Origin of the sequence: Pseudomonas sp. UBA6699, from assembly GCF_002454615.1 — a bacterium.
GTDB classification, from domain to species: Bacteria; Pseudomonadota; Gammaproteobacteria; order Pseudomonadales; family Pseudomonadaceae; genus Aquipseudomonas; species Aquipseudomonas juntendi.
On the sequence record NZ_DKJF01000103.1, the window covers coordinates 15,039 to 34,431 of the forward strand.

General features: G+C 63.9%; 20 protein-coding genes. 9 read left to right on the top strand and 11 right to left on the bottom strand.

What is annotated here, in order from left to right:
• Positions 1-63: 63 nt before the first annotated feature.
• The 4 genes from B3361_RS20260 (at position 64) to B3361_RS20275 (ending at position 2,153) form a co-directional block, all read left to right on the top strand.
• Positions 64-423, top strand: coding sequence for a YbaY family lipoprotein (locus B3361_RS20260; RefSeq protein WP_286920334.1), 360 nt, complete (start codon positions 64-66; stop codon positions 421-423).
• 66 nt (positions 424-489) lie between these two features.
• Entirely contained in the window at positions 490-888 is a 399-nt protein-coding gene (locus B3361_RS20265; protein WP_029885089.1) for a YbaY family lipoprotein, read from the top strand.
• A gap of 33 nt (positions 889-921) precedes the next feature.
• A complete protein-coding gene (locus B3361_RS20270) occupies positions 922-1,608 on the top strand; it encodes a DUF4197 domain-containing protein (protein ID WP_029885090.1) in 687 nt (228 codons plus the stop codon).
• Between the two features lie 143 nt (positions 1,609-1,751).
• The gene (locus tag B3361_RS20275) at positions 1,752-2,153 is read left to right on the top strand and encodes a hypothetical protein (protein WP_029885091.1); all 402 of its coding nucleotides are present in this window, start codon (positions 1,752-1,754) and stop codon (positions 2,151-2,153) included.
• Between the two features lie 57 nt (positions 2,154-2,210).
• On the opposite strand, the gene B3361_RS20280 is transcribed toward B3361_RS20275, so the two are convergent.
• Together B3361_RS20280 and B3361_RS20285 are read right to left on the bottom strand one after the other, a co-directional pair.
• Positions 2,211-5,267, bottom strand: coding sequence for an efflux RND transporter permease subunit (locus B3361_RS20280; RefSeq protein ID WP_280086584.1), 3,057 nt, complete (start codon positions 5,265-5,267; stop codon positions 2,211-2,213).
• 6 nt (positions 5,268-5,273) lie between these two features.
• Positions 5,274-6,374 (bottom strand): efflux RND transporter periplasmic adaptor subunit, encoded by a 1,101-nt coding sequence (locus tag B3361_RS20285; RefSeq protein ID WP_029885093.1) that lies wholly within the window; start codon positions 6,372-6,374, stop codon positions 5,274-5,276.
• A gap of 164 nt (positions 6,375-6,538) precedes the next feature.
• Between B3361_RS20285 and B3361_RS20290 the strand changes: the two genes are divergently transcribed.
• On the top strand, positions 6,539-7,180 hold the full coding sequence (locus B3361_RS20290; RefSeq protein ID WP_029885094.1) for a TetR/AcrR family transcriptional regulator: 642 nt from the start codon (positions 6,539-6,541) through the stop codon (positions 7,178-7,180).
• Between the two features lie 89 nt (positions 7,181-7,269).
• Here B3361_RS20290 and B3361_RS20295 read toward each other — a convergent pair whose 3' ends face one another.
• Both B3361_RS20295 and B3361_RS20300 read right to left on the bottom strand, forming a co-directional pair.
• Positions 7,270-8,232, bottom strand: a complete 963-nt coding sequence (locus B3361_RS20295; protein ID WP_166524969.1) for an RHS repeat-associated core domain-containing protein — start codon at positions 8,230-8,232, stop codon at positions 7,270-7,272.
• A 202-nt stretch (positions 8,233-8,434) separates the two neighbouring features.
• A complete protein-coding gene (locus tag B3361_RS20300) occupies positions 8,435-9,211 on the bottom strand; it encodes a class I SAM-dependent methyltransferase (protein WP_029885096.1) in 777 nt (258 codons plus the stop codon).
• A 103-nt stretch (positions 9,212-9,314) separates the two neighbouring features.
• On the opposite strand from B3361_RS20300, the gene B3361_RS20305 reads away from it, so the two are divergent.
• Complete coding sequence (locus B3361_RS20305) at positions 9,315-9,935, top strand: energy transducer TonB (protein ID WP_154211466.1); 621 nt, start codon at positions 9,315-9,317, stop codon at positions 9,933-9,935.
• Between the two features lie 2 nt (positions 9,936-9,937).
• Here the strand turns inward: B3361_RS20305 and B3361_RS20310 are convergent, their stop codons facing one another.
• The 7 genes from B3361_RS20310 to ppc form a co-directional block, all read right to left on the bottom strand.
• Positions 9,938-10,624, bottom strand: a complete 687-nt coding sequence (locus B3361_RS20310; RefSeq protein ID WP_154211465.1) for an extensin family protein — start codon at positions 10,622-10,624, stop codon at positions 9,938-9,940.
• Positions 10,624-11,454 carry an isocitrate lyase/PEP mutase family protein gene (locus B3361_RS20315; RefSeq protein WP_154211464.1) on the bottom strand — a complete coding sequence of 277 codons (831 nt, stop codon included), beginning with the start codon at positions 11,452-11,454 and terminating at the stop codon, positions 10,624-10,626. The genes B3361_RS20310 and B3361_RS20315 overlap by 1 nt, the downstream gene beginning before the upstream one ends.
• Before the next feature lie 28 nt (positions 11,455-11,482).
• Complete coding sequence (locus B3361_RS20320; protein WP_154211463.1) at positions 11,483-12,352, bottom strand: DUF72 domain-containing protein; 870 nt, start codon at positions 12,350-12,352, stop codon at positions 11,483-11,485.
• A gap of 3 nt (positions 12,353-12,355) precedes the next feature.
• The gene (locus B3361_RS20325; protein WP_009686986.1) at positions 12,356-12,643 is read right to left on the bottom strand and encodes a hypothetical protein; all 288 of its coding nucleotides are present in this window, start codon (positions 12,641-12,643) and stop codon (positions 12,356-12,358) included.
• A 131-nt stretch (positions 12,644-12,774) separates the two neighbouring features.
• Positions 12,775-13,449 (bottom strand): tRNA (adenosine(37)-N6)-threonylcarbamoyltransferase complex dimerization subunit type 1 TsaB, encoded by a 675-nt coding sequence (gene tsaB, locus B3361_RS20330; RefSeq protein ID WP_029885101.1) that lies wholly within the window; start codon positions 13,447-13,449, stop codon positions 12,775-12,777.
• 232 nt (positions 13,450-13,681) lie between these two features.
• Positions 13,682-14,332: an adenylate kinase gene (adk, locus tag B3361_RS20335; protein WP_029885102.1), complete on the bottom strand. Its 651-nt coding sequence runs from the start codon at positions 14,330-14,332 to the stop codon at positions 13,682-13,684.
• Between the two features lie 257 nt (positions 14,333-14,589).
• Positions 14,590-17,217 carry a phosphoenolpyruvate carboxylase gene (gene ppc, locus B3361_RS20340; protein ID WP_286920335.1) on the bottom strand — a complete coding sequence of 876 codons (2,628 nt, stop codon included), beginning with the start codon at positions 17,215-17,217 and terminating at the stop codon, positions 14,590-14,592.
• 264 nt (positions 17,218-17,481) lie between these two features.
• Here ppc and B3361_RS20345 point away from each other — a divergent pair, with 264 nt between their 5' ends.
• The 3 genes from B3361_RS20345 to B3361_RS20355 all read left to right on the top strand — a co-directional run bounded on the left by B3361_RS20345 (position 17,482) and on the right by B3361_RS20355 (position 19,389).
• Positions 17,482-17,829, top strand: a complete 348-nt coding sequence (locus B3361_RS20345; RefSeq protein ID WP_029885104.1) for a hypothetical protein — start codon at positions 17,482-17,484, stop codon at positions 17,827-17,829.
• Between the two features lie 304 nt (positions 17,830-18,133).
• The gene (locus tag B3361_RS20350) at positions 18,134-18,547 is read left to right on the top strand and encodes a DUF4398 domain-containing protein (RefSeq protein ID WP_009686991.1); all 414 of its coding nucleotides are present in this window, start codon (positions 18,134-18,136) and stop codon (positions 18,545-18,547) included.
• Positions 18,548-18,597: 50 nt separating this feature from the next.
• Positions 18,598-19,389, top strand: coding sequence for an OmpA family protein (locus B3361_RS20355; protein ID WP_009686992.1), 792 nt, complete (start codon positions 18,598-18,600; stop codon positions 19,387-19,389).
• The last annotated feature ends 4 nt before the right edge of the window (positions 19,390-19,393 follow it).

Below are 19,393 nucleotides of genomic sequence, written 5' to 3' on the forward strand. Positions count from 1 at the left end.
CTGCCGCCAGGCCTTGAGAGGGGACAGCATCGCCGTGCTTTCCCCCTCTCAAGGAGCACCACCATGAACCAGATCAAATCGATCGACGTCGAAATCGTTTCTTCCAGCGACAACTACCTGCCAGCCTCCGCCCAGGTGCTACTGAGCCTGCTCGACGTGTCCCGTGCCGACGCGCCGGCCGTCAGCCAGGCCGAGCTGCGCCTTCAGTGCGCCGGTGTACTGCCGATCAAGCTGCAACTGGCCTGCGACCTCAGCCAGCTCGACCCGCGCGGCAGCTACGTGCTGGCCGTGCGCATCGAGCAGAACGGGCAACTGCAGTTCATCAACAACGCCAATCACGCCGTAAACCCTCACACCTTGTCTGGCACCGAACGCGTGGTGGTCGATAACGTGGCGACGCCCCCGGTCGTGCTCCATGATTGATTAGGGAAAATCCGCTAAAGTCCCTGGGGTTGGCCACAAGCCGGCTCCAAGGACAACGGAGATTCCATGAAAAAGCTCTTTATGCTGTGTTGCGCATCCCTGCTCGCAGCCTGCTCCAGCCAAACCCCGCCCGCCCAGGCCAGCCTGGATGGCGAAGTCTTCTACCTGCAGCGCATTGCCCTGCCCCCGGCCGCCACCCTGAGCGTCGAACTGCAGGACGTGTCGTTGCTGGACGCCCCGGCAGTGACCCTGGCCCGCCAGGCCGGCCCGGTCAAAGGCAACGTGCCGCTGCCGTTCCACCTCACCTACGATCCGCGCCAGGTCAAACCCGGCCACCGCTATGCGCTGAGCGCGCGCATCGAGCTGGGCGGCAAACTGCTGTTCATCAATACCGAACACCATGGCGTGCTGCTCGACGGCTCCGACCCGCAACCCGTGCGCGTCAAGCTCGACCAGGTTCGCTGATACCCGTATTCATCTGTTTACAAGGAACGCTTCATGATCCGCACTTCCCTGCGCTTCACCACCCTGTGCGCCGGCCTGCTGCTGTCGGCCAGCGCGCTGGCCCTGTCGCTGGGCGACCTGAGCCAGAAGGACGCCACCGGCGGCCTGAAAGATGCCCTCACCCAAGGTGCGCAACTGGCGGTCAAGCAGCTCAGCACCCCAGGCGGCTTCAGCAACAACCCGGACGTGCGTATCGAACTGCCGGGCAACCTGGGCAAGGCCGCCAAAGCGATGAAGATGTTCGGCAAGGGCGAACAGGTCGAAGCCCTGGAAGCCAGCATGAACAAGGCCGCCGAAAAGGCCGTGCCGCAGGCTCAGGCGATTCTGGTAGACGCCGTGAAGAACATGAGCGTGACCGACGCCAAGGGCATTCTCAGCGGCGGTGACGACTCCGCCACCCAGTACCTGAACAAGAGCAGCCGCGAGCAGATTCGGGCCAAGTTCCTGCCGGTCGTCAAGCAGGCCACCGACCAGGTTGGTGTGGCTCAGCAGTACAACGCCTTCGCCGCGCAGGCCAAAGGCCTGGGGCTGGTCAAGGATGACGCCAACATCGAGAACTACGTGACCGAGAAGGCGCTGGACGGCCTGTTCGAGATGATCGGCAAGCAAGAGCAGAACATTCGCCAGAACCCGGCCGCCGCAGCTACCAGCCTGGCCAAGAAGGTTTTCGGCACGCTCTGATAACGCGTGGTGCCACAGCAGCGGTCTGCGTGAACCCGCGCGGCCGCTGCCTCTGCGTCGTTTTGGCTGTACCGCCTTTCCCCGCTCCCTCGGCCAACAGCAAGGTGCAGGATGGCGGCTCTTTTCGACGAGGAGTTTCCGTTATGCCCTCCACCCCACATTTCCAGATCTTCATCGACTGCGAAAGCCAAGACCGGATAACACCGGACGCTTCGGCGAGTTACGTATTGGTCCTGAGTGAAAAACTGGAGGGCTTCGGCGCTGCCAAAGGCAGCTCCGTCCTGCAGCCCGTGCTTACCCTCGAGCAGCAAGGCGAACTGGCGCTGCCCCAGACCTTCAGTTTCATGATCGATGGGGCAACGCTCAAGGAAGGCCATGCTTACCAGGTGAGCCTGCGCTACCAGGCCACCAACGGTAACCCGCACGGCAAGCGCCTGGCCTGGAAAGAGACTTTCGTCGCTCAGGACCAGGCCCGCATTGCACCTGCCGCCGTCAGCGGCCATGGCCCGTGCAAAGGCCGCACCAACAGCTGCCTGAGCTGGTAAGGGCCGGCGCCTTCAACACCCAGGGCGCAAGCTGCCTGCACGCTCGCGCCTGGGTCTTCAACGCTGCTTTACCCTGAACCAGGCCGCGTACAACGCCGGCAGGAACAACAACGTCAGCACCGTGGCCACGATCAGGCCACCCATGATCGCGACCGCCATCGGCCCGTAGAACACGCTACGCGACAGCGGGATCATGGCCAGCACCGCGGCCAGCGCGGTCAGCACGATCGGCCGGAAGCGCCGCACCGTGGCCTCGATGATCGCTTGCCAGCGGTCCATCCCTGCCGCAATGTCCTGCTCGATCTGGTCAACCAGAATCACCGAATTGCGCATGATCATCCCCGCCAGGGCAATGGTGCCGAGCATGGCGACAAAGCCGAACGGCTGGCGGAACACCAGCAGGAACAGGGTCACGCCGATCAACCCCAACGGCGCGGTCAGGAACACCATCAGCGTGCGTGAGAAGCTGCGCAGCTGGATCATCAGCAAGCTCAACACCACCACGATGAACAGCGGCATGCCAGCGTTCACCGATTTCTGCCCGCGCTCGGCATCTTCCACCGTGCCGCCCACTTCCAGCAGGTAACCGTCGGGCAGCTTGGCGCGGATGCCCTGCAAAGATGGCAGAATCTGCTTCACCAGTGTCGCAGGTTGCGCCTTGTCGTAGATGTCTGCCCGCACGGTCACCGTCGGCAGGCGGTTACGGTGCCAGATGATGCCCTCCTCGAAGCCATACTCCAGGGTCGCGACCTGCGACAGCGCCACGCTCTGGCCGTTGTCGGTCGGCAACGCCAGGCTGCCCAGGTTGCCCAGCTCGCTGCGCTCCTGCAGCGTACCGCGCAGCAGTATCTCGATCAGCTCGTTGTCTTCGCGGTACTGGCTGGCGGTGGTGCCGGTCAGCGAACTTTGCAGGAAACTCGCCAGGTGCGCGGTGCTCACGCCCAGCGCACGGGCACGGTCCTGGTCGATGCTCAGAAACACCGCCTTGCTCGGTTCCTCCCAGTCCAGGTGCACATTCACCACATGCGGGTTCTCGCGTACCTTGGCCGCCACCTCACGGGCCAGTGCCCGCGCCTTCTCGATATGCTCGCCCGTGACGCGGAACTGCACCGGGTAACCCACGGGCGGGCCGTTTTCCAGGCGGGTGACCCGGGCGCGCAACTCGGGGAACTGCTGGTCCACCGTGGCGATCAGCCAGCTGCGCAGGCGCTCGCGGTCGTCCATCGACTTGGCCAGTACCACGAACTGGGCGAAGCTGGCGGCCGGCAGTTGCTGGTCCAGCGGCAGGTAGAAGCGCGGCGAACCGGTGCCCACGTAGGCCACATAGTTGTCGATGCCATCCTGCTGCGCGAGCAGCGCCTCCAATTGCTTGACGCGCTCGGCGGTATTGGCCAGCGATGCACCTTCGGCCAGCTTCAGGTCGACCATCAGTTCCGGGCGCCCGGACGCCGGGAAGAACTGCTGGGGCACGAAGCGGAACAGCAGGAGGCTGCCGATGAAGGCCGCGAGGGTCAGCAGGATCACCGTTTTGCGGCGCCGTACACACCACGCCACAACTCGCCGCACACGCTGGTAGAACGGCGTGGCATAAGGGTCTGGCGCCTGGCCATGACGGGCGGCGTGCAGCCGGGCCAGGTCGGGCAACAGGCGCTCGCCCAGGTAAGGCACGAACACCACGGCGACCAGCCACGATGCCAGCAAGGCAATGGTCACCACCTGGAAGATCGAGCGGGTGTATTCGCCGGTGCTGGAGGCCGCCGTAGCGATGGGCAAGAAGCCCGCTGCGGTGATCAGGGTGCCGGTGAGCATCGGGAAGGCCGTGCTGCTCCAGGCGTAACTGGCCGCCTTGAGGCGGTCGTAGCCCTGCTCCATCTTGATCGCCATCATTTCCACGGCAATGATCGCATCGTCTACCAGCAAGCCCAGGGCCAGTACCAGCGCCCCCAGCGAAATCTTGTGCAGGCCGATGCCAAAGTAATGCATGGCCGCGAAGCTCATGGCCAGCACCAGGGGGATGGCCAGCGCCACCACCAGGCCGGTCCGCAGGCCCAGGGAGAAGAAGCTGACCAGCAGCACGATGACCAGCGCCTCGGCCAGCACCTGCACGAACTCGCCGACACCGGCCTTGACCGCCGCGGGCTGGTCCGAGACCTTGCGCAACTCCATGCCGGCCGGCAGGTTGTGCGCCAGGCGTTCGAACTCGCTTTCCAGCGCCTTGCCCAGCACCAGGATATCGCCGCCATCCTTCATCGACACCGCCAGGCCAATGGCCTCTTCGCCCATGAAGCGCATGCGCGGTGCGGGTGGGTCATTGAAGCCACGGTACACTTCAGCGACATCGCCAATGCGGAAGGTGCGGTCGCCCACCCGAATCGGGAACTGGCGAATCTGCTCGACGCTGTCGAAGCGACCGCTTACCCGCAGTTGCAGGCGCTCGCTGGGGGTTTCGAAGAAGCCGGCGGTGCTGACTGCATTCTGTTCGCGCAGGGCGTTCTGCACCGCTTGCAGCGGCACCCCCAGGGTGGCCAGCTTGAGGTTGGACAGTTCGATCCAGACTTTCTCGTCCTGCAAGCCGATCAGCTCGACCTTGCCCACGTCCTTGACCCGCTGCAGCTGGATCTGGATCCGGTCGGCATAGTCCTTGAGCACGGCGTAATCGAAGCCCTTGCCGGTCAGTGCATAGATATTGCCGAAGGTAGTGCCGAATTCGTCGTTGAAGAAGGGGCCCTGGATTTCCGGCGGCAAGGTATGGCGAATGTCCGCGACCTTCTTGCGGATCTGATACCACAGCTCGGGAATGTCCTTGGAGTGCAACGAGTCGCGGGCCATGAACGTGACCTGCGATTCGCCAGGCCGGGAAAACGAGACAATCCGCTCGTACTCACCGGTTTCCATCAACTTTTTCTCGATGCGCTCGGTCACCTGCCGCGACACTTCCTCGGCCGTGGCACCGGGCCACAGGGTACGAATGACCATGGCCTTGAAGGTGAACGGCGGGTCTTCGCTTTGGCCCAGCTTGGTGTAGGACATGGCGCCAATGGCCGCCAGCAGGATCATCAGGAACAGGACGATCTGGCGGTTGCGCAGCGCCCAGGCAGAAAGGTTGAAACCCATCGGGACTTACTCCTTGGCCGTCAGGTTCACTACGCGGTTGCTGCGGTCGACGGGGCGTACCTGCTGCCCCTCACGCAATACATGGCCACCGGCGGCCACCACCCAGTCATCGGCGGCCAGCCCATCGAGCACGGGCACGCTATCGTTGCCGTACGCACCCAGGCGCACCACGGCCCGCTCCAGGCGGCTGTCCTTGTTCACCCGCCAGACATAGGCCTGGCCGTCTTCGGCGGTGACCGCCGACAGCGGTACAGACAATGGGATCAGGCCTTCGGTAGCAATGAATACCCGGGCGCTCTGGCCCAGTTCGGCCGGGGCAGCCGACGTGGTGAAGGCGATGCGGGCGGCGAAGGTGCGCGAGCGCGGATCGGCCGCGGGTGACAGCTCGCGGATGCGCCCCTGGAAGCGCGCCTGCGGGTGCGACCACAGCTCCACACTCACCGGTTGGCCGATGGCGACCCGGGCGAACTGCTGTTCTGGCAGGGCGATGGCCACCTCGCGCTCACCATCGGCGGCGAGGGTGAAGGCGGTTTGCCCAGCGGCAACCACCTGGCCCACTTCCACCTGGCGCTTGGCAATCACCCCGGCCTGGGGCGCACGCAATACGGCATAGGCTGCCTGGTTCCCGGCCACGTCGAACTGCGCCTTGGCCTGCTTCAGGCGGGCCAGGCCGGCACGGTAGAGGTTTTCGGCATTGTCATATTGAGAATGGCTGACCATTTGCCGGTCCAGCAGCTTCTGGTAGCGATCACGCTCGGTGCGCACCAGTGCCAGGTTGGCTTCGGCGGCGGCCAGTTGTGCGCGGTTAGCTTCCAGTTGCAGGCGTACGTCCTGCGGGTCCAGCTCGGCCAGCGGCTGCTCGGCCTTGACCCGCTGCCCTTCTTCGACCAGCCGCTTGCTGACCTTGCCGGCAATACGGAACGCCAGTTCCGGCTCGAAGCGCGCACGCACCTCACCGGGGTAACTGGCGGCCCCCGCTTCGGCTGGCTGCGGCTGCACCACCAACGCCGGGCGCGGGGCGGCGGGGGCGGCGGCTTCCTGTTCGCACGCCGCCAGAAGCACGGCGACGGCGGCGGGCAACGCGATGGACAAGGCCTGGCGCAACATGATGAATCCTTTCGCAGAGGGTACTTCGAATATTTGTACTGGCGGGTATATTAAGTCAGGGAACTGCTGCCGAGAAGCCAGTGTCGATAAGAAATCGCCTGACGATGGCTACGATCACTGCTGGAAACCGCTCCAGCCGGTAATATGGGAGCTTGATCAACCACATGCAGACCACAATGTCCAACGACGCACCCATCGGCCCAGGCCGGCCCAAGGACCTGGCCAAGCGCGAGGCGATTCTCGAAGCTGCCAAGTCGCTGTTCTTAAGCCTTGGCTACGCCAACACCAGCATGGATGCGGTCGCTGCGGCGGCAGGTGTTTCTAAGCTCACCGTGTACAGCCACTTCACCGACAAGCAGACGCTGTTCTGTTCAGCGGTCATGGCCACGTGCCAGATCCAGCTGCCGGACCTGTTGTTCGAGTACCCCGCCGGTGCGCAGGTCGAAGACGTGCTGCTGAATATCGCCCGTGGTTTCCAGGCGCTGATCAGCAGTGACGAAGCGGTCAAGCTCAGCCGCCTGATCATGGCCCAAGGCAGCCTGGACCCGAGCTTTGGCCAGTACTTCTACGAAGCCGGGCCCAAGCGCGTGCTGGCCGGGATGGAAGCGCTGCTGCGCGAGGCGGATGAGCGTGGGCTGCTGCGCATCGACAACCCACTGCGGGCAGCTGAGCACTTCTTCTGCCTGGTCAAGGGGGCCCCGGATTACCGGTTGCTGCTGGGGTGTGCGGGGCCATTGGCAGGCGAAGAGGCCGAGGCGCATGTGCGCGAGGTGGTGGGGGTGTTCTTGCGGGCGTTCGAGCCTTGACGGCATGGCTAGTTACAGGCCCGGAGCACTTGATTCCAATCTCTACCTTCCGCACCAACCAGCGAAAGGTAGAAAATCAGCCTAGCGTCTCAATTCCCAACCCACTGGCGAATATTCTTTTGCAATCTTCCAATTTCTGCCACGATTTCGTCTGTGCCCTGCCCTGCTTCTTGGATCTGGCTGAGTACTTGCAGTAAGTCCGTATCCCTTTCAATCGCACGCTCTCTATTGAGGTTTTCCTGCGCCCTTCTTCGCTCCATCAGCGTTGTTTTTGGCCTTGGCGTGGGGGCGCTGCCAACTAACGAGCTTTCTGGTCGTACTGAACTGCTTGCCTGCCGAGACGACTCGCGTTTAGCGCCAAATTGATTCAACAATTCCAACTGCTGATTAATTTCCAAATCAGTAAGCTGCTCGAATGGATTGATGCCATCCGCTGTCGGTGCAACTTTTTGGCTTATGCTATTGGTTCGGTTATCTGGAGTCGGATTTGTTTTGGTTACTGGCACGCCAATCTTCGCCTGCTTTGGCGCTTTGGATTTCTTGCCCAATATTCCTCTGAAGAACGTCCCAATCCCCCAGAAATGCCCGGTCGGGTCAGTACGGTTGGTGGGATCTCCCGCACAATACACATACGCATTGAAACCACCTGCCCCAAATGGGCTCCAACTGTCCGGGCTGCAAAAGCGCATCATGACCGGGCTGAACTGCCGGTAGCCATTCCCCAGATGATAACGCCCCGTGATCGCGTCCGGCCGCTCGCCATTGAAGGCAAGCAACGACGGCAAACCGCTGCCCTGAATATGATGCCCATAGGGCGAGTAAGCCTGTGCCTCCTGGCGTTTCCTCTCATAAATGGACAAGACCGAGCGCTGCTGGTCGCATGCCGCCAGCATGCTGGGCAAGCCCGAGGATCGGTGATTTTGCTGAGCCAGCACCAGACCATCAGCCTGAAGCAAACGCCAGCGGGCGTCGCCATTCAACTCAGTAGCGATCTTGCCGTTACAGTAAAAAAGCTGGCGGCCAGCTTCACGGGTATAGGGAGCAGGCGACATGAACATTACCCTCAGTCAGGTTTGAATGTCCGTTATGGTCGCGCCCTTAGTCAACAAATGACTACTGGCAAAAATAATAGGTCATTGTAGGAGCGGGTTTACCCGCGAAGAAGGCAACGCGGTGATTGGCACCGGCGTTGCCGATGTTCACGGCTAAAGCCGCTCCTACAATGACCGTGTTAGCCGGACCGGTTGGGGCAGCTCAGGGCTTCAGGGCCTTTTTCGGGTAGATGTCATACCGGCTCGACTTACCCTCCAGGCTATGGCTCGGCTTCGGCCCGTCGATGATCGGCGCCTTGCGCGGCCGCTTCACCACCACCCGGTGGCTGGCCAGCGCCAGGGCTGCTTCGAGCAGGGCCGGGGCATCCAGGTCGTCCCCCACCAAGGGCCGGAACACGCGCATCTCCTTTTTCACCAGTGCGCTCTTGTCGCGGTGCGGGAACATCGGGTCGAGATAGATGACTTGCGGCGCCTCGCCTTCCCAATTGCGCATACGCTCGATGGCGTTGCCGGTCAGCAGGCGCATGCGCCCGACAATCGGGCCCACCACGTCATCCGAGCGCGCCCGCGCCAGACCATCTTCCAGCAGCGCGGCAATCAGCGGCTGGCGTTCGATCAGGGTCATCTGGCAGCCCAGGCTGGCCAGCACAAACGCATCTTTGCCAAGCCCCGCCGTGGCATCCAGCACCTGCGGTCGAACGCCTTGGGCGATGCCCACGGCCTTGGCGATCATCTGCCCGTTGCCGCCGCCAAACTGGCGCCGGTGCGCGGCCTGGCCTTCGACAAAGTCCACCCGCACCGGCCCCGGTGCCTGCGGGCCCAATTGCTGGATCTGCAAACCATCAACGCCCACCTGCACGGCAAATCCGGCATCATCGTCCTGCAACGGCAGCGCCAGGCGCTCGGCCCATGCAGCGGCCTGCCCTGCGAATTCGGCCGTTAGCGCCTCGACCCGGATACCTGTGCCCTGCTCTTCCATCTTCAACACCTAGAAATTGAACCCCGCCGTTAAGGTATCGGCCGCCACGGCCGATACAGGCAATATCCCGCTATTCTGCCAGAGCACAACGCGCGCGACTGCCATGTCAGATACTCTTCCCATCGGCTTGACCTATTTGTCGCCTGTCGGCAACTACAGTCAGCACAACACCCAGGCACTCGGGGGCGTCAGCCACCTGTGGCAGGATTTTTTCGCTCGGGCCATGGCCGAGCGCCAGGAAGAGCCGGTAGACAGCATCAGCCAGTCGTTCGTGAAGTATGACCAGGACAGCGGCGAACCGATCGGCGGCGCCCGCGCGCTGGCCATGATCGACGCGCAGCGCGCCTGCCCGGTGCAGGATACCCGCGTAGTCCCACCCGAGCCGCTGTTTCTACCCAAGGCCGAGCTGGAAGCCAGCCTCTTGCCGCCGGCCCCCGAGCCTTTCAGCGCCATGGAACTGATCGAACAGCAGCGCCAGCTCGACATCAACAACAGCTGGCTGCGCCCGGTGGTGATGAGCCAGGGTCAGACGCTGCCCGAGCCCGGACCGGGCCCTAGCCCACGCCCGCTGTTCCTGCCCATCGCCGAACTGGAAAGCGACTTGTTGCCACCCGCCGCCGAACCGTTCGACGATGCCACGCTGAGCAAGCAGCAGACCGACCTGGCATTCGACCTCCACTGGGCGCGCCCGGTGGTGCTGAACAACGTGCGCGCCTACGCCTGACCTTAGCGGCAGACCTGCCAGCGGCCCATGTCCAGGTGGAAGTGATTGTGGTGCGCGGCATTGTAGTCGGGCCCCAACACAGTGCTGAAGCTTTGGCAGGCAGCCTGCTGCACCTCGCGCAGGAATTGCGCCTTGGCCCCACCCGCCTGCCAGTCACGCGCCAGGACGATGCGCTGACCGTCCTGCAGGCGAAAGCCGCTGATGTCCAGTGCGTTGGCCGTCGCATGCTGGCTCAGGCGGCCCTGCTTGCGGTGGTAGACGTTGCGGCAGGCAAAGCTGCCCACATGGTCGACCTGGGTCACCGGCTGGCCCAACACCCGCTGCGCGACAGGCTGCAAGGCGTGGTGTTCGAACAGCGCATACGCCACCGCCAGTGGGCAGGTGGCCAGAAAGCTGCTGCTCAGGCGCGCCTTGCCGGCTTCGATACGCCACACATTTTCCAGCGGGCAGTTGGCCGAGGCCGGGCTGTCGGCCTGTGACCGGTAGCGCAGTTGGCTGGTGGCCAGTGCCTGGCGGCACAGCGCGGGGTCATCCCGCAGCCGCGCCAGCTTGTAGGGGGTCAGCCAATTGGGTGGTTGGCGCACATCCAACGGCGCCCAGGGGTTCCACGGCGCGGGCAGGCGCCAGCCCAGTTGCCAGGCAAGCACGGCCAACAACAGCAGGCCGGCCAGCAGCGTCAGGGCCCGCATCAACGGTGGAACAGGTCGTTGAGCTGAGCGAACGGCAAAGCCTGGTCTGCGTAGCCGAAGGTGCCCTGGTCATGGACTTCCAGTGCGGCCCGCTGCAACGCACCCAGGGCCGCGCGGGCCAGCGACGAGCCAAGGCTGATGCGGCGCACGCCAAGGTCCTGCAACTGGTTGACGCTCAACGCCACGCCGGCCATGCCCATCAGCACGTTCACCGGCCGCGGGGCCACGGCCTGCACCACCGCGCGTACTTCCTCCACCGTTCGCAGGCCAGGCGCATACAGCACATCGGCCCCCGCTTCGGCGTAGGCCTGAAGGCGCAGGATGGTGTCGTCCAGGTCCATGCGCCCGTGCAGCAGGTTTTCTGCACGGGCGCACAGGGTGAACGGGAACGGCAGGCTCCGGGCAGCCTGCACTGCGGCGCGTACACGCTCCACCGCCAGGCCGATATCATAGATGGGCGCATCATGGCGGCCGCTGGCGTCTTCGATAGACCCACCCACCAGCCCAACCTCGGCGGCACGCAGAATGGTCTGCGCGCAGTCCTCGGGCAGGTCGCCGAAGCCGTTTTCCAGGTCGGCGGCCACCGGCAACGCGGTGGCGTCGACGATTTCACCGGCGTTGTCCAATGTGTCGTCCAGGCTCAGGGCCCCCTCGGCATCCGGGCGGCCCAGGCTGAAGGCCAGGCCGGCGCTGGTCGTGGCCAGCGCTTCAAAGCCCAGGCTCGCCAACAGCCTGGCCGACCCGGCATCCCACGGGTTGGGGATGACGAATGCACCGTCACGCTGGTGCAAGGCCTTGAAGGCTTCGGCTCGCAGGGTTTGCACATCCATGGTAGAACCTCCGGCAGTCAGGGAAGGGTCACAGTAGCCCCAGCTGTTCGACCTCGGGTGCGCGCGGCAATTCCGGCAGCGCGGCAAGGCCCGGCAAACGCAGCATCAGGCGCTGGTGAAAATGCCGGGCAAGTGCCGCCGCCAGGCGGTTGTCCGAGGTATGCAGGAAGATATAGGGGCTGCGGCCTTCTTCGATCCAGCTGGCCACCTTGTCTACCCACGGGGTGAGAAACACGTCGTTGGCTTGCAGTTCCGGGTGGCCGATGAAGCGTACCTGCGGGTGTTGGGTAAAGGCGGCCGGGCGCGGCGGCACCTTGGGCTTTTTCGACTGCGCATGCAGCACGGCAGGGTCACGCGAAGTGCAGCTGAACAGCGCGCGCGGGTCCAGGCAGATACGCTCGACGCCGCGCTCGTGCAGCACCCGGTTGAGCATGCGCTCTTCTTCACCCTTGGCGAAAAACGCCTGGTTACGCACTTCAACTGCCACGGGCACCGCCAGCTCATCCAGAAAATGGCACAGCTCGCCCAGGCGCGCAGGGCCGAACTGGGCCGGCAATTGCAACCAGTAGGGGGACACTCGCCTGCCCAATGACGCCATCAACCGGGTGAAATCGAAGGCAGGCTCCAGCTGGTCGCGCAGGTCACCGGCGTGGCTGATGTCGCGGGGGAACTTGGCCGTGAACCGGAAATGCTCGGGCATTACCTGTGCCCAGCGGGCAAGGGTGCCAGGAGCAGGCCGGGCGTAGAAGGTGGTGTTGCCCTCTACCGCGTTGAACACCTGGCTGTAGAAACCCAGCATCTGGCCGCTGCTGGCGTCGGCGGGGTACAGGTAGTCGCGCCAGGCGTTTTCACTCCATGACGGGCAACCGAGAAAGTAAGGCAGTGCTGATGGACTCATCCATCAAATGTACAGGTCGAGCCCTAGTACTTCCATGTCCCAGTCGGTAAAACCGGCGGTGCTCAGGTAACTGGCCAAGGCATTGGCGGTACGCCGGTCACGGGCGCGAGGGAATACCATGTCCTGCTGGCGGGCTGGCAGGCCAGCGCCAAGGCGGCGCGCGGCAGGCTCGGGTGGCGCGGCTTCAAGGTCATCGACGACCTCAGCATCATCGACCGCATCCTCACGCACCGCTGCCTTGCGCGGCGTGCGCTTGATCGGGTACTGCGATGAGAAACCGTCGATACGCATGGCATGAGCACTCGGGATCAATGATGGCAATTTAGCAGCATCAGAGCTCCGTCGCTAATGCTTCATTGATAACTTGACCACAGAATGCGAAAAAGGTTTTAGTGTGATCGGCAATAACCGACGGACAGCAGCTATTGCTGCTTCGGGGTAGCTACATTGTCGCGCAGATACACCGGCTGCGCCTGTTCGGCGGTAACTGCCTCGCCACGCGCCCAGGCAAAACCGGCCAGGGCCAGTACGTCCACAGCGCTGGGCAGGGCCTGGGCATCGCTGGCCGCGACTTTCACTGCCAGGCGTTCGGCATAACCCCAACCCGTGCCGGCACCGAACCAGGCACCGGTGCTCTCTAACGGCAGCGCCACCTGCTCGGGCGGCAACACGGCCTCCCTGCCGACCAGGCGCATTTCCCCTGCCGTGGCCTGGTAGCACCCCCAGTACACCTCGTCCATACGCGCATCGATGGCCGCGGCGACCTGCTGCACGCCCTGTTTGCGCAACGCGCCCTGGGCCAGCGCGGCAAGGTTGGAGACCGGCAGCACCGGGCGCTCGAGGGCGAACGCCAGCCCTTGGACCACACCGATGGCGATACGCACACCGGTGAACGCACCCGGGCCCCGGCCAAAGGCGATGGCATCGAGCGCATTCAGTGCCACACCGGAATCGGCCAGCAACTGCTTGATCATCGGCAGCAGCTTCTGGGCATGCATGCGCGGGATCACCTCGTAATGGCTGGTTACCTTGCCGTCATGCAGCAGCGCAACGGAACAGGCTTCGGTGGCGGTATCCAGGGCCAACAGGGTGGTCATCGAACGGGTATCCAGGTGCGAAGAAAAAGTGCGGCATTATAGAGCAGCTGCGCCGTTGTGTCCCCAAGGGGCCGCTGTATGGCCCCTGTGGGAGCGGCCTTGCGTCGCGAAAGGGCCGCAAAGCGGCCCCAGGGTGTCAGCGACGTGGCAAAAAATTGATGGGGCTGCTGTGCAGCCCTTTCGCGACGCAAGGCCGCCCCCACAAAAAGCGGACCGTGCGCCAGGTGCTAGATCAGCTCAGAGCTGCCAGGACCTTGGCAGTGATGGCTTCAACCGAGCCTACGCCTTCGATGTGGCTGTACTTCGGCTTGCCAGCATTGGCCGCCGACAGCTTCTGGTAGAAGTCCACCAGCGGCTTGGTCTGGCTGTGGTAGACCGACAGGCGATGGCGAACGGTTTCTTCCTTGTCGTCGTCGCGCTGGATCAGGTCTTCGCCAGTGACGTCGTCCTTGCCTTCCACTTTCGGCGGGTTGTACTGAATGTGGTAGGTACGGCCCGAGGCCAGGTGCACACGGCGACCTGCCATGCGACCCACGATTTCTTCATCGTCGACGGCAATTTCAACCACGGCGTCGATATCGACACCGGCCGCAACCATGGCTTCGGCCTGTGGAATGGTCCGTGGGAAGCCGTCGAACAGGCAGCCGTTGGCGCAATCCGGCTGGGCGATGCGCTCCTTGACCAGGCTGATGATCAGCTCGTCGGACACCAGCTGGCCGGCATCCATGACTTTCTTAAGTTCCAGGCCCAGCGGGGTGCCGGCCTTGACGGCAGCACGCAGCATGTCACCGGTGGAAATTTGGGGGATACCGAACTTTTCGGTGATGAACTTTGCCTGAGTACCTTTACCGGCCCCGGGAGCTCCCAGCAGAATAACGCGCATCTTGTGCTCCTCAAATTTTTTTATGAACTTCAATGGATTCGGCGACCAGGGCCAAGTCCGGAAAATCGGGTATGACCATAATTCGGTCAGAGGGCTGCTCAAGATACACAGCGCCCGGCAGCCAGACAAGCGTCCCAAAGTTGCAGGAATGCGCCACTTGCGACCAAGCAGGCAGGTGGTTGCGCCCGGCGCAACCACCCTTTCGCTGCTGCCGTACAGCCGTTACGGCATGCCGACTGCCGCACCCGGCCCTGCGCTCAACCGGTGTTGCGCAAGCCGGCGGCGATGCCCGCCACCGTTACCAGCAAGGCCTGCTCCAATGGGCTGTCCAGAGCGGCTTCGCGGCTGCGCGAGCGCGCCAGCAATTCGGCCTGCAGGCGGTGCAGCGGGTCCAGGTAGGTGTTACGCAAGCTGATGAATTCCAGTGTCTCGGGGCTGTGCGCGAGTAGCACCGGCTGCCCGGTAAGGCCAAGCACTATCTGGCACGACTGCGACAATAGGTCGCGCAGGTGCGCCCCCAAAGGCAGCAACTGCGGTTGCACCAGACGTTCGTCGTAGGCCTCGGCAATTTGCGCATCCGCCTTGGCCAGTACCATTTCCAGCATGTCGATCCGTGTGCGGAAGAACGGCCAGTGTTCGCGCATCTGCGCCAGCAGTTCGCCTTGGCCACGCGCCAAGGCATTGCTCAGCGCGGTTTCCCAGCCCAACCAGGCCGGCAGCATCAGCCGCGTCTGGGTCCAGCCGAAGATCCATGGGATGGCCCGCAGGCTTTCGATGCCACCGGCGCGGCGTTTCGCCGGGCGGCTGCCCAGTGGCAGGCGCCCCAGTTCCTGTTCCGGCGTCGACTGGCGGAAATACTCGACGAAGTCCGGGTTGTCCCGCACCACACTGCGGTACGCCTTGACGCCATCGGCGGCCAGCTGGTCCATGACTTCGCGCCAGGCCGGCTGCGGCGGCGGCGGTGGCAACAGCGTGGCTTCGAGTACGGCAGCCAGGTACAGGTTGAGATTTTGCTCGGCAATGCCCGGCAAACCGAACTTGAAGCGGATCATCTCGCCCTGCTCGGTGGTACGGAAACGCCCGGCCACCGAGCCCGGTGGCTGCGACAGGATCGCCGCATGGGCAGGCCCACCGCCACGGCCCACAGTGCCGCCGCGGCCATGGAACAGCAGCAGTTCGACCTGATGCTCGGCACAGATACGCACCAGGTTTTCCTGGGCACGGTACTGCGCCCAGGCCGCTGCCGTGGTCCCGGCGTCCTTGGCGGAGTCGGAGTAGCCGATCATGACCTCCTGCGGGCCGCGCAGCCCTGCACGGTAACCTGGCAGGCCCAGCAGGCGCTGCATCACCGGCCCGGCGTTGTCCAGGTCGGCGAGGGTTTCGAACAATGGCACCACGCGCATCGGCCGGGTCAGGCCAGCTTCCTTGAGCAGCAGTTGTACCGCCAACACATCCGAGGCAGCCCCGGCCATGGAGATGACGTAAGAGCCCAACGAGGCAGCAGGTGCACCCGCCACTACGCGGCACGTGGCCAGCACCTCGGCCGTATCCGCCTGCGGCTTGAAGTGTGCCGGCAGCAGCGGCCGGCGGTTTTTCAGCTCGGCCTGGAGGAATTCGATGCGCTGCTCTTCATCCCAGTCGGCGTAGCGGCCCAGGCCCAGGTAATCGGTGATTTCGGTCAGGGCGTCACGGTGCCGGGCCGCGTCCTGGCGCACGTCGAGCCGGCCAAGGAACAGGCCGAATGTGACCGCGCGGCGCAAGCAGTCCAGCAGCGGCCCCTCGGCGATAACGCCCATGCCGCACTGATGCAGGGACTGGTAGCACAGTTCCAGTGGGGCAATCAGGTCACGATTGTCGACCAGCACCTCGGCGCTGGGCGGCTGGCTGCTGTTCAATGCCGAGTGCGCCCAGGCACGCGTTGCGCGCAAGCGGTCGCGCAACTGCTTGAGCACCGCCCGGTAGGGTTCAGCGCTGTCGCCGGCCTGCTGGCGCAGGGCGGCGTTGGCCTGCTGCATGGACAACTCGGCGGCCAACGCATCGATGTCGCGCAGGAACAGGTCGGCAGCCATCCAGCGGGCCAGCAGCAGCACCTCGCGGGTCACCACGGCGGTCACGTTGGGGTTGCCGTCGCGGTCCCCGCCCATCCACGAGGCAAAGCGGATAGGGGCGGCCTCCAGCGGCAGGCGCAGCCCGGTAGCGTCCAACAAGGCCTTGTCGACCTTGCGCAGGTGGCTGGGGATAGCGTGCCATAACGAATGCTCGATCACGGCGAAGCCCCACTTGGCCTCATCGACCGGGGTCGGCCGGGTGCGCCGGATTTCCTCGGTGTGCCAGGCCTCGGCGATCAACCGGCGCAGGCGTTCGCGCACGTGCTCGCGCTCTGCCGGGGTCAGGTCGCGGTGGTCCTGGGCAGCCAGTTGGCCGGCGATGGCATCGTACTTTTGAATGAGCGTGCGCCGCGCCACTTCGGTGGGGTGCGCGGTGAGCACCAGCTGGATATCCAGCTTCGCCAGCTGCCGGGCCAGGGCATCATTGCTGTGCCCGGCCTGCTTCAGCCGCGCCAGCAACTCGGGCAGCACCCGCGCTTCGAACGGCTCGGGCTGGTCGGCATCGCGTCGGCGGATCAACTGGTACTGCTCGGCCATGTTGGCCAGGTTGAGAAACTGGTTGAAGGCCCTGGCCACGGGTAGCAGGTCTTCCTCGGCAAGGTCTGCCAGGGTCGAACTCAGTTGCTCCCCGGGGCCGCGACGGTCGGCCTTGGCGCTGTGGCGAATGGCTTCGATCTTCTGCAGGAATGCATCGCCATGCTGTTGGCGGATGGTCTCGCCCAGCAGTTCACCCAACACATGCACATCTTCACGCAAGCGCACATCGATATCGGTCATTGGCCCCTCTCTCCGTTGCATCCCTTCCAGGCTCCACGCCCTTCCTGTGGGGGCGGGCATGCCCGCGAAAAATCCAACGCGGTGGCTGGCACCGGCTGCGCCGGTGTTCGCGGGTATGCCCGCTCCCACATTGGGGCGGTGACATTCACCCAAGAGTGCCCCCAGCCAAGCAGCGATGGCAAGCAGGGATCGGCCAAAGCAAACTAAAGTGAAGGTTGAGCACTCCCATGCCATGCAGCCTTCGAGGCGTAACCAGAGGTCATCATGAAAATCCGTGAACTCGCCCAGCACTGGGAACAGAATGCCGCCGGCACCTTGAGCCGTACCGGCCATGTCCTGCATCTGGACCTGGAGTCCGAAGCGCGCCTGGCCGCGCTGATCGACATGTACCCCAAACGTACCGCCGAGGAACTGCTCGGCGAACTGGTCGCGGCCGCGCTTGAAGAAGTGGAAGCCAGTTTTCCCTATGTGCCCGGTCGCCAGGTCATCGCCACCGATGAAGAAGGTGACCCGATGTATGAAGATGTGGGGCCGACACCGCGGTTTTTGTCGCTGTCGAAGCAGCATCTGCACAGCCTTACCACCGGCGACAGCGAGGACGCAGGGGCGTAGGCCTTGCGCAGCCTTGTGTGATCGAGCGCCGCGCGCGCGGCGCCTGATTCCAGGCACTACATGCGCCGTGACGAACACGTCACCGCGCCCCCCCGCCCGCTGCAATTGCCTCGGGCACTTGGCAAAAACCCTCCACCGAGTCAGAAATTTTTCGGAACTATCCAAAAAAACACTCAGTCACAGCTAATAGCCATCACGCTAAAACCCTGCACACCTGCCGTTGTGCACCGTTGATTCCAAGCGCGCGGACTTGTCAGGGAATGAGCGATGGACTGCTACGGACATCGTTATCAGGAGTGATCCAATGGAGCTGACCACCATGAAAACCCGCACTAGCAAACCGTCATCCACTCATGTGCGCGGGTTCAAGCTGGCCGCGCTGGCCCTGGGCAGTAGCCTGGTCCTGGCCGGCTGTGCGGGCAACCCGCCTACCGAGCAATATGCGGTTACCCAGTCCGCCGTGAATTCCGCTGTCAGCGCTGGCGGCACCGAGTTCGCCGCCGTGGAAATGAAAGCCGCGCAAGACAAGTTCAAGCAGGCTGAAATCGCCATGCACGACAAGAAGTACGACGAAGCCAAGCGCCTGGCCGAACAGGCCGAATGGGACGCACGCCTGGCCGAACGCAAGGCCCAGGCGGCCAAGGCTCAGAAGGCCGTGCAGGATGCCCGCCAGGGCGTTCAGGACGTACGTGAGGAAGGCCTGCGCAGCGCTCAGTGAGCCCTGCCCCGCCAACCTTAGCCTTCGCACACGATCAAAGGATGAACACTATGCGCAATTACGTCATGATTCCCGCCCTGCTGGCCCTGAGCGTCGGTCTTGCTGCGTGCTCGCACGACCCTAACGCCAACCTGGAAGCCGCGCGCACCAACTTCTCGGCCCTGCAGAGCGATCCACAGGCGAGCAAAGTCGCCGCGCTGGAAACCAAGGATGCCCAGGATTGGCTGAACAAGGCCGACAAGGCCTACATGGACCGTGAAGACGAGAAGAAAGTCGACCAGTTGGCCTACCTGACCAACCAGCGCGTCGAAGTGGCCAAGCAGACCATTGCCCTGCGTACTGCCGAGGGTGAGCTTAAGAACGCAGCCGCCCAGCGTGCCCAGGCCAAGCTGGATGCCCGCGATGCCCAGATCGCCAAGCTGCAGAACAGCCTGAACGCCAAGCAGACCGACCGCGGTACGCTGGTGACCTTCGGTGACGTGCTGTTCGACTTCAACAAGGCCGAGCTGAAAAGCAACGCCTACCCGAACATCACCAAACTGGCCCAGTTCCTTCAGGAAAACCCTGAGCGCAAGGTGATCGTAGAGGGCTACACCGACAGCGTCGGCTCGGCCAGCTACAACCAGAGCCTGTCCGAGCGCCGCGCCAACAGCGTACGCATGGCCCTGGTGCGCGCCGGCGTAGACCCAGCGCGCATCGTGGCCCAAGGCTACGGCAAGGAGTACCCGGTTGCGGACAACTCCAGCAATTCCGGGCGTGCACAGAACCGTCGTGTGGAGGTGACCATCTCCAACGACAACCAGCCGGTGCAGCCACGCTCCATGAGCCAGGCCAAGCAGTAATACT

Coding starts and splice junctions, on each gene's coding strand:
- B3361_RS20315 (WP_154211464.1), bottom strand. CDS start 11,454: ATGGATGTGCAAACCCTGCGAGCCGAAGCCTTCAAGGCCTTGCACCAG.
- B3361_RS20345 (WP_029885104.1), top strand. CDS start 17,482: ATGAAAATCCGTGAACTCGCCCAGCACTGGGAACAGAATGCCGCCGGC.
- ppc (WP_286920335.1), bottom strand. CDS start 17,217: ATGACCGATATCGATGTGCGCTTGCGTGAAGATGTGCATGTGTTGGGT.
- B3361_RS20325 (WP_009686986.1), bottom strand. CDS start 12,643: ATGCGTATCGACGGTTTCTCATCGCAGTACCCGATCAAGCGCACGCCG.
- B3361_RS20260 (WP_286920334.1), top strand. CDS start 64: ATGAACCAGATCAAATCGATCGACGTCGAAATCGTTTCTTCCAGCGAC.
- B3361_RS20295 (WP_166524969.1), bottom strand. CDS start 8,232: ATGTCGCCTGCTCCCTATACCCGTGAAGCTGGCCGCCAGCTTTTTTAC.
- B3361_RS20285 (WP_029885093.1), bottom strand. CDS start 6,374: ATGTTGCGCCAGGCCTTGTCCATCGCGTTGCCCGCCGCCGTCGCCGTG.
- B3361_RS20275 (WP_029885091.1), top strand. CDS start 1,752: ATGCCCTCCACCCCACATTTCCAGATCTTCATCGACTGCGAAAGCCAA.
- B3361_RS20270 (WP_029885090.1), top strand. CDS start 922: ATGATCCGCACTTCCCTGCGCTTCACCACCCTGTGCGCCGGCCTGCTG.
- B3361_RS20355 (WP_009686992.1), top strand. CDS start 18,598: ATGCGCAATTACGTCATGATTCCCGCCCTGCTGGCCCTGAGCGTCGGT.
- B3361_RS20310 (WP_154211465.1), bottom strand. CDS start 10,624: ATGCGGGCCCTGACGCTGCTGGCCGGCCTGCTGTTGTTGGCCGTGCTT.
- tsaB (WP_029885101.1), bottom strand. CDS start 13,449: ATGACCACCCTGTTGGCCCTGGATACCGCCACCGAAGCCTGTTCCGTT.
- B3361_RS20300 (WP_029885096.1), bottom strand. CDS start 9,211: ATGGAAGAGCAGGGCACAGGTATCCGGGTCGAGGCGCTAACGGCCGAA.
- B3361_RS20280 (WP_280086584.1), bottom strand. CDS start 5,267: ATGGGTTTCAACCTTTCTGCCTGGGCGCTGCGCAACCGCCAGATCGTC.
- B3361_RS20290 (WP_029885094.1), top strand. CDS start 6,539: ATGCAGACCACAATGTCCAACGACGCACCCATCGGCCCAGGCCGGCCC.
- B3361_RS20265 (WP_029885089.1), top strand. CDS start 490: ATGAAAAAGCTCTTTATGCTGTGTTGCGCATCCCTGCTCGCAGCCTGC.
- B3361_RS20305 (WP_154211466.1), top strand. CDS start 9,315: ATGTCAGATACTCTTCCCATCGGCTTGACCTATTTGTCGCCTGTCGGC.
- adk (WP_029885102.1), bottom strand. CDS start 14,332: ATGCGCGTTATTCTGCTGGGAGCTCCCGGGGCCGGTAAAGGTACTCAG.
- B3361_RS20320 (WP_154211463.1), bottom strand. CDS start 12,352: ATGAGTCCATCAGCACTGCCTTACTTTCTCGGTTGCCCGTCATGGAGT.
- B3361_RS20350 (WP_009686991.1), top strand. CDS start 18,134: ATGGAGCTGACCACCATGAAAACCCGCACTAGCAAACCGTCATCCACT.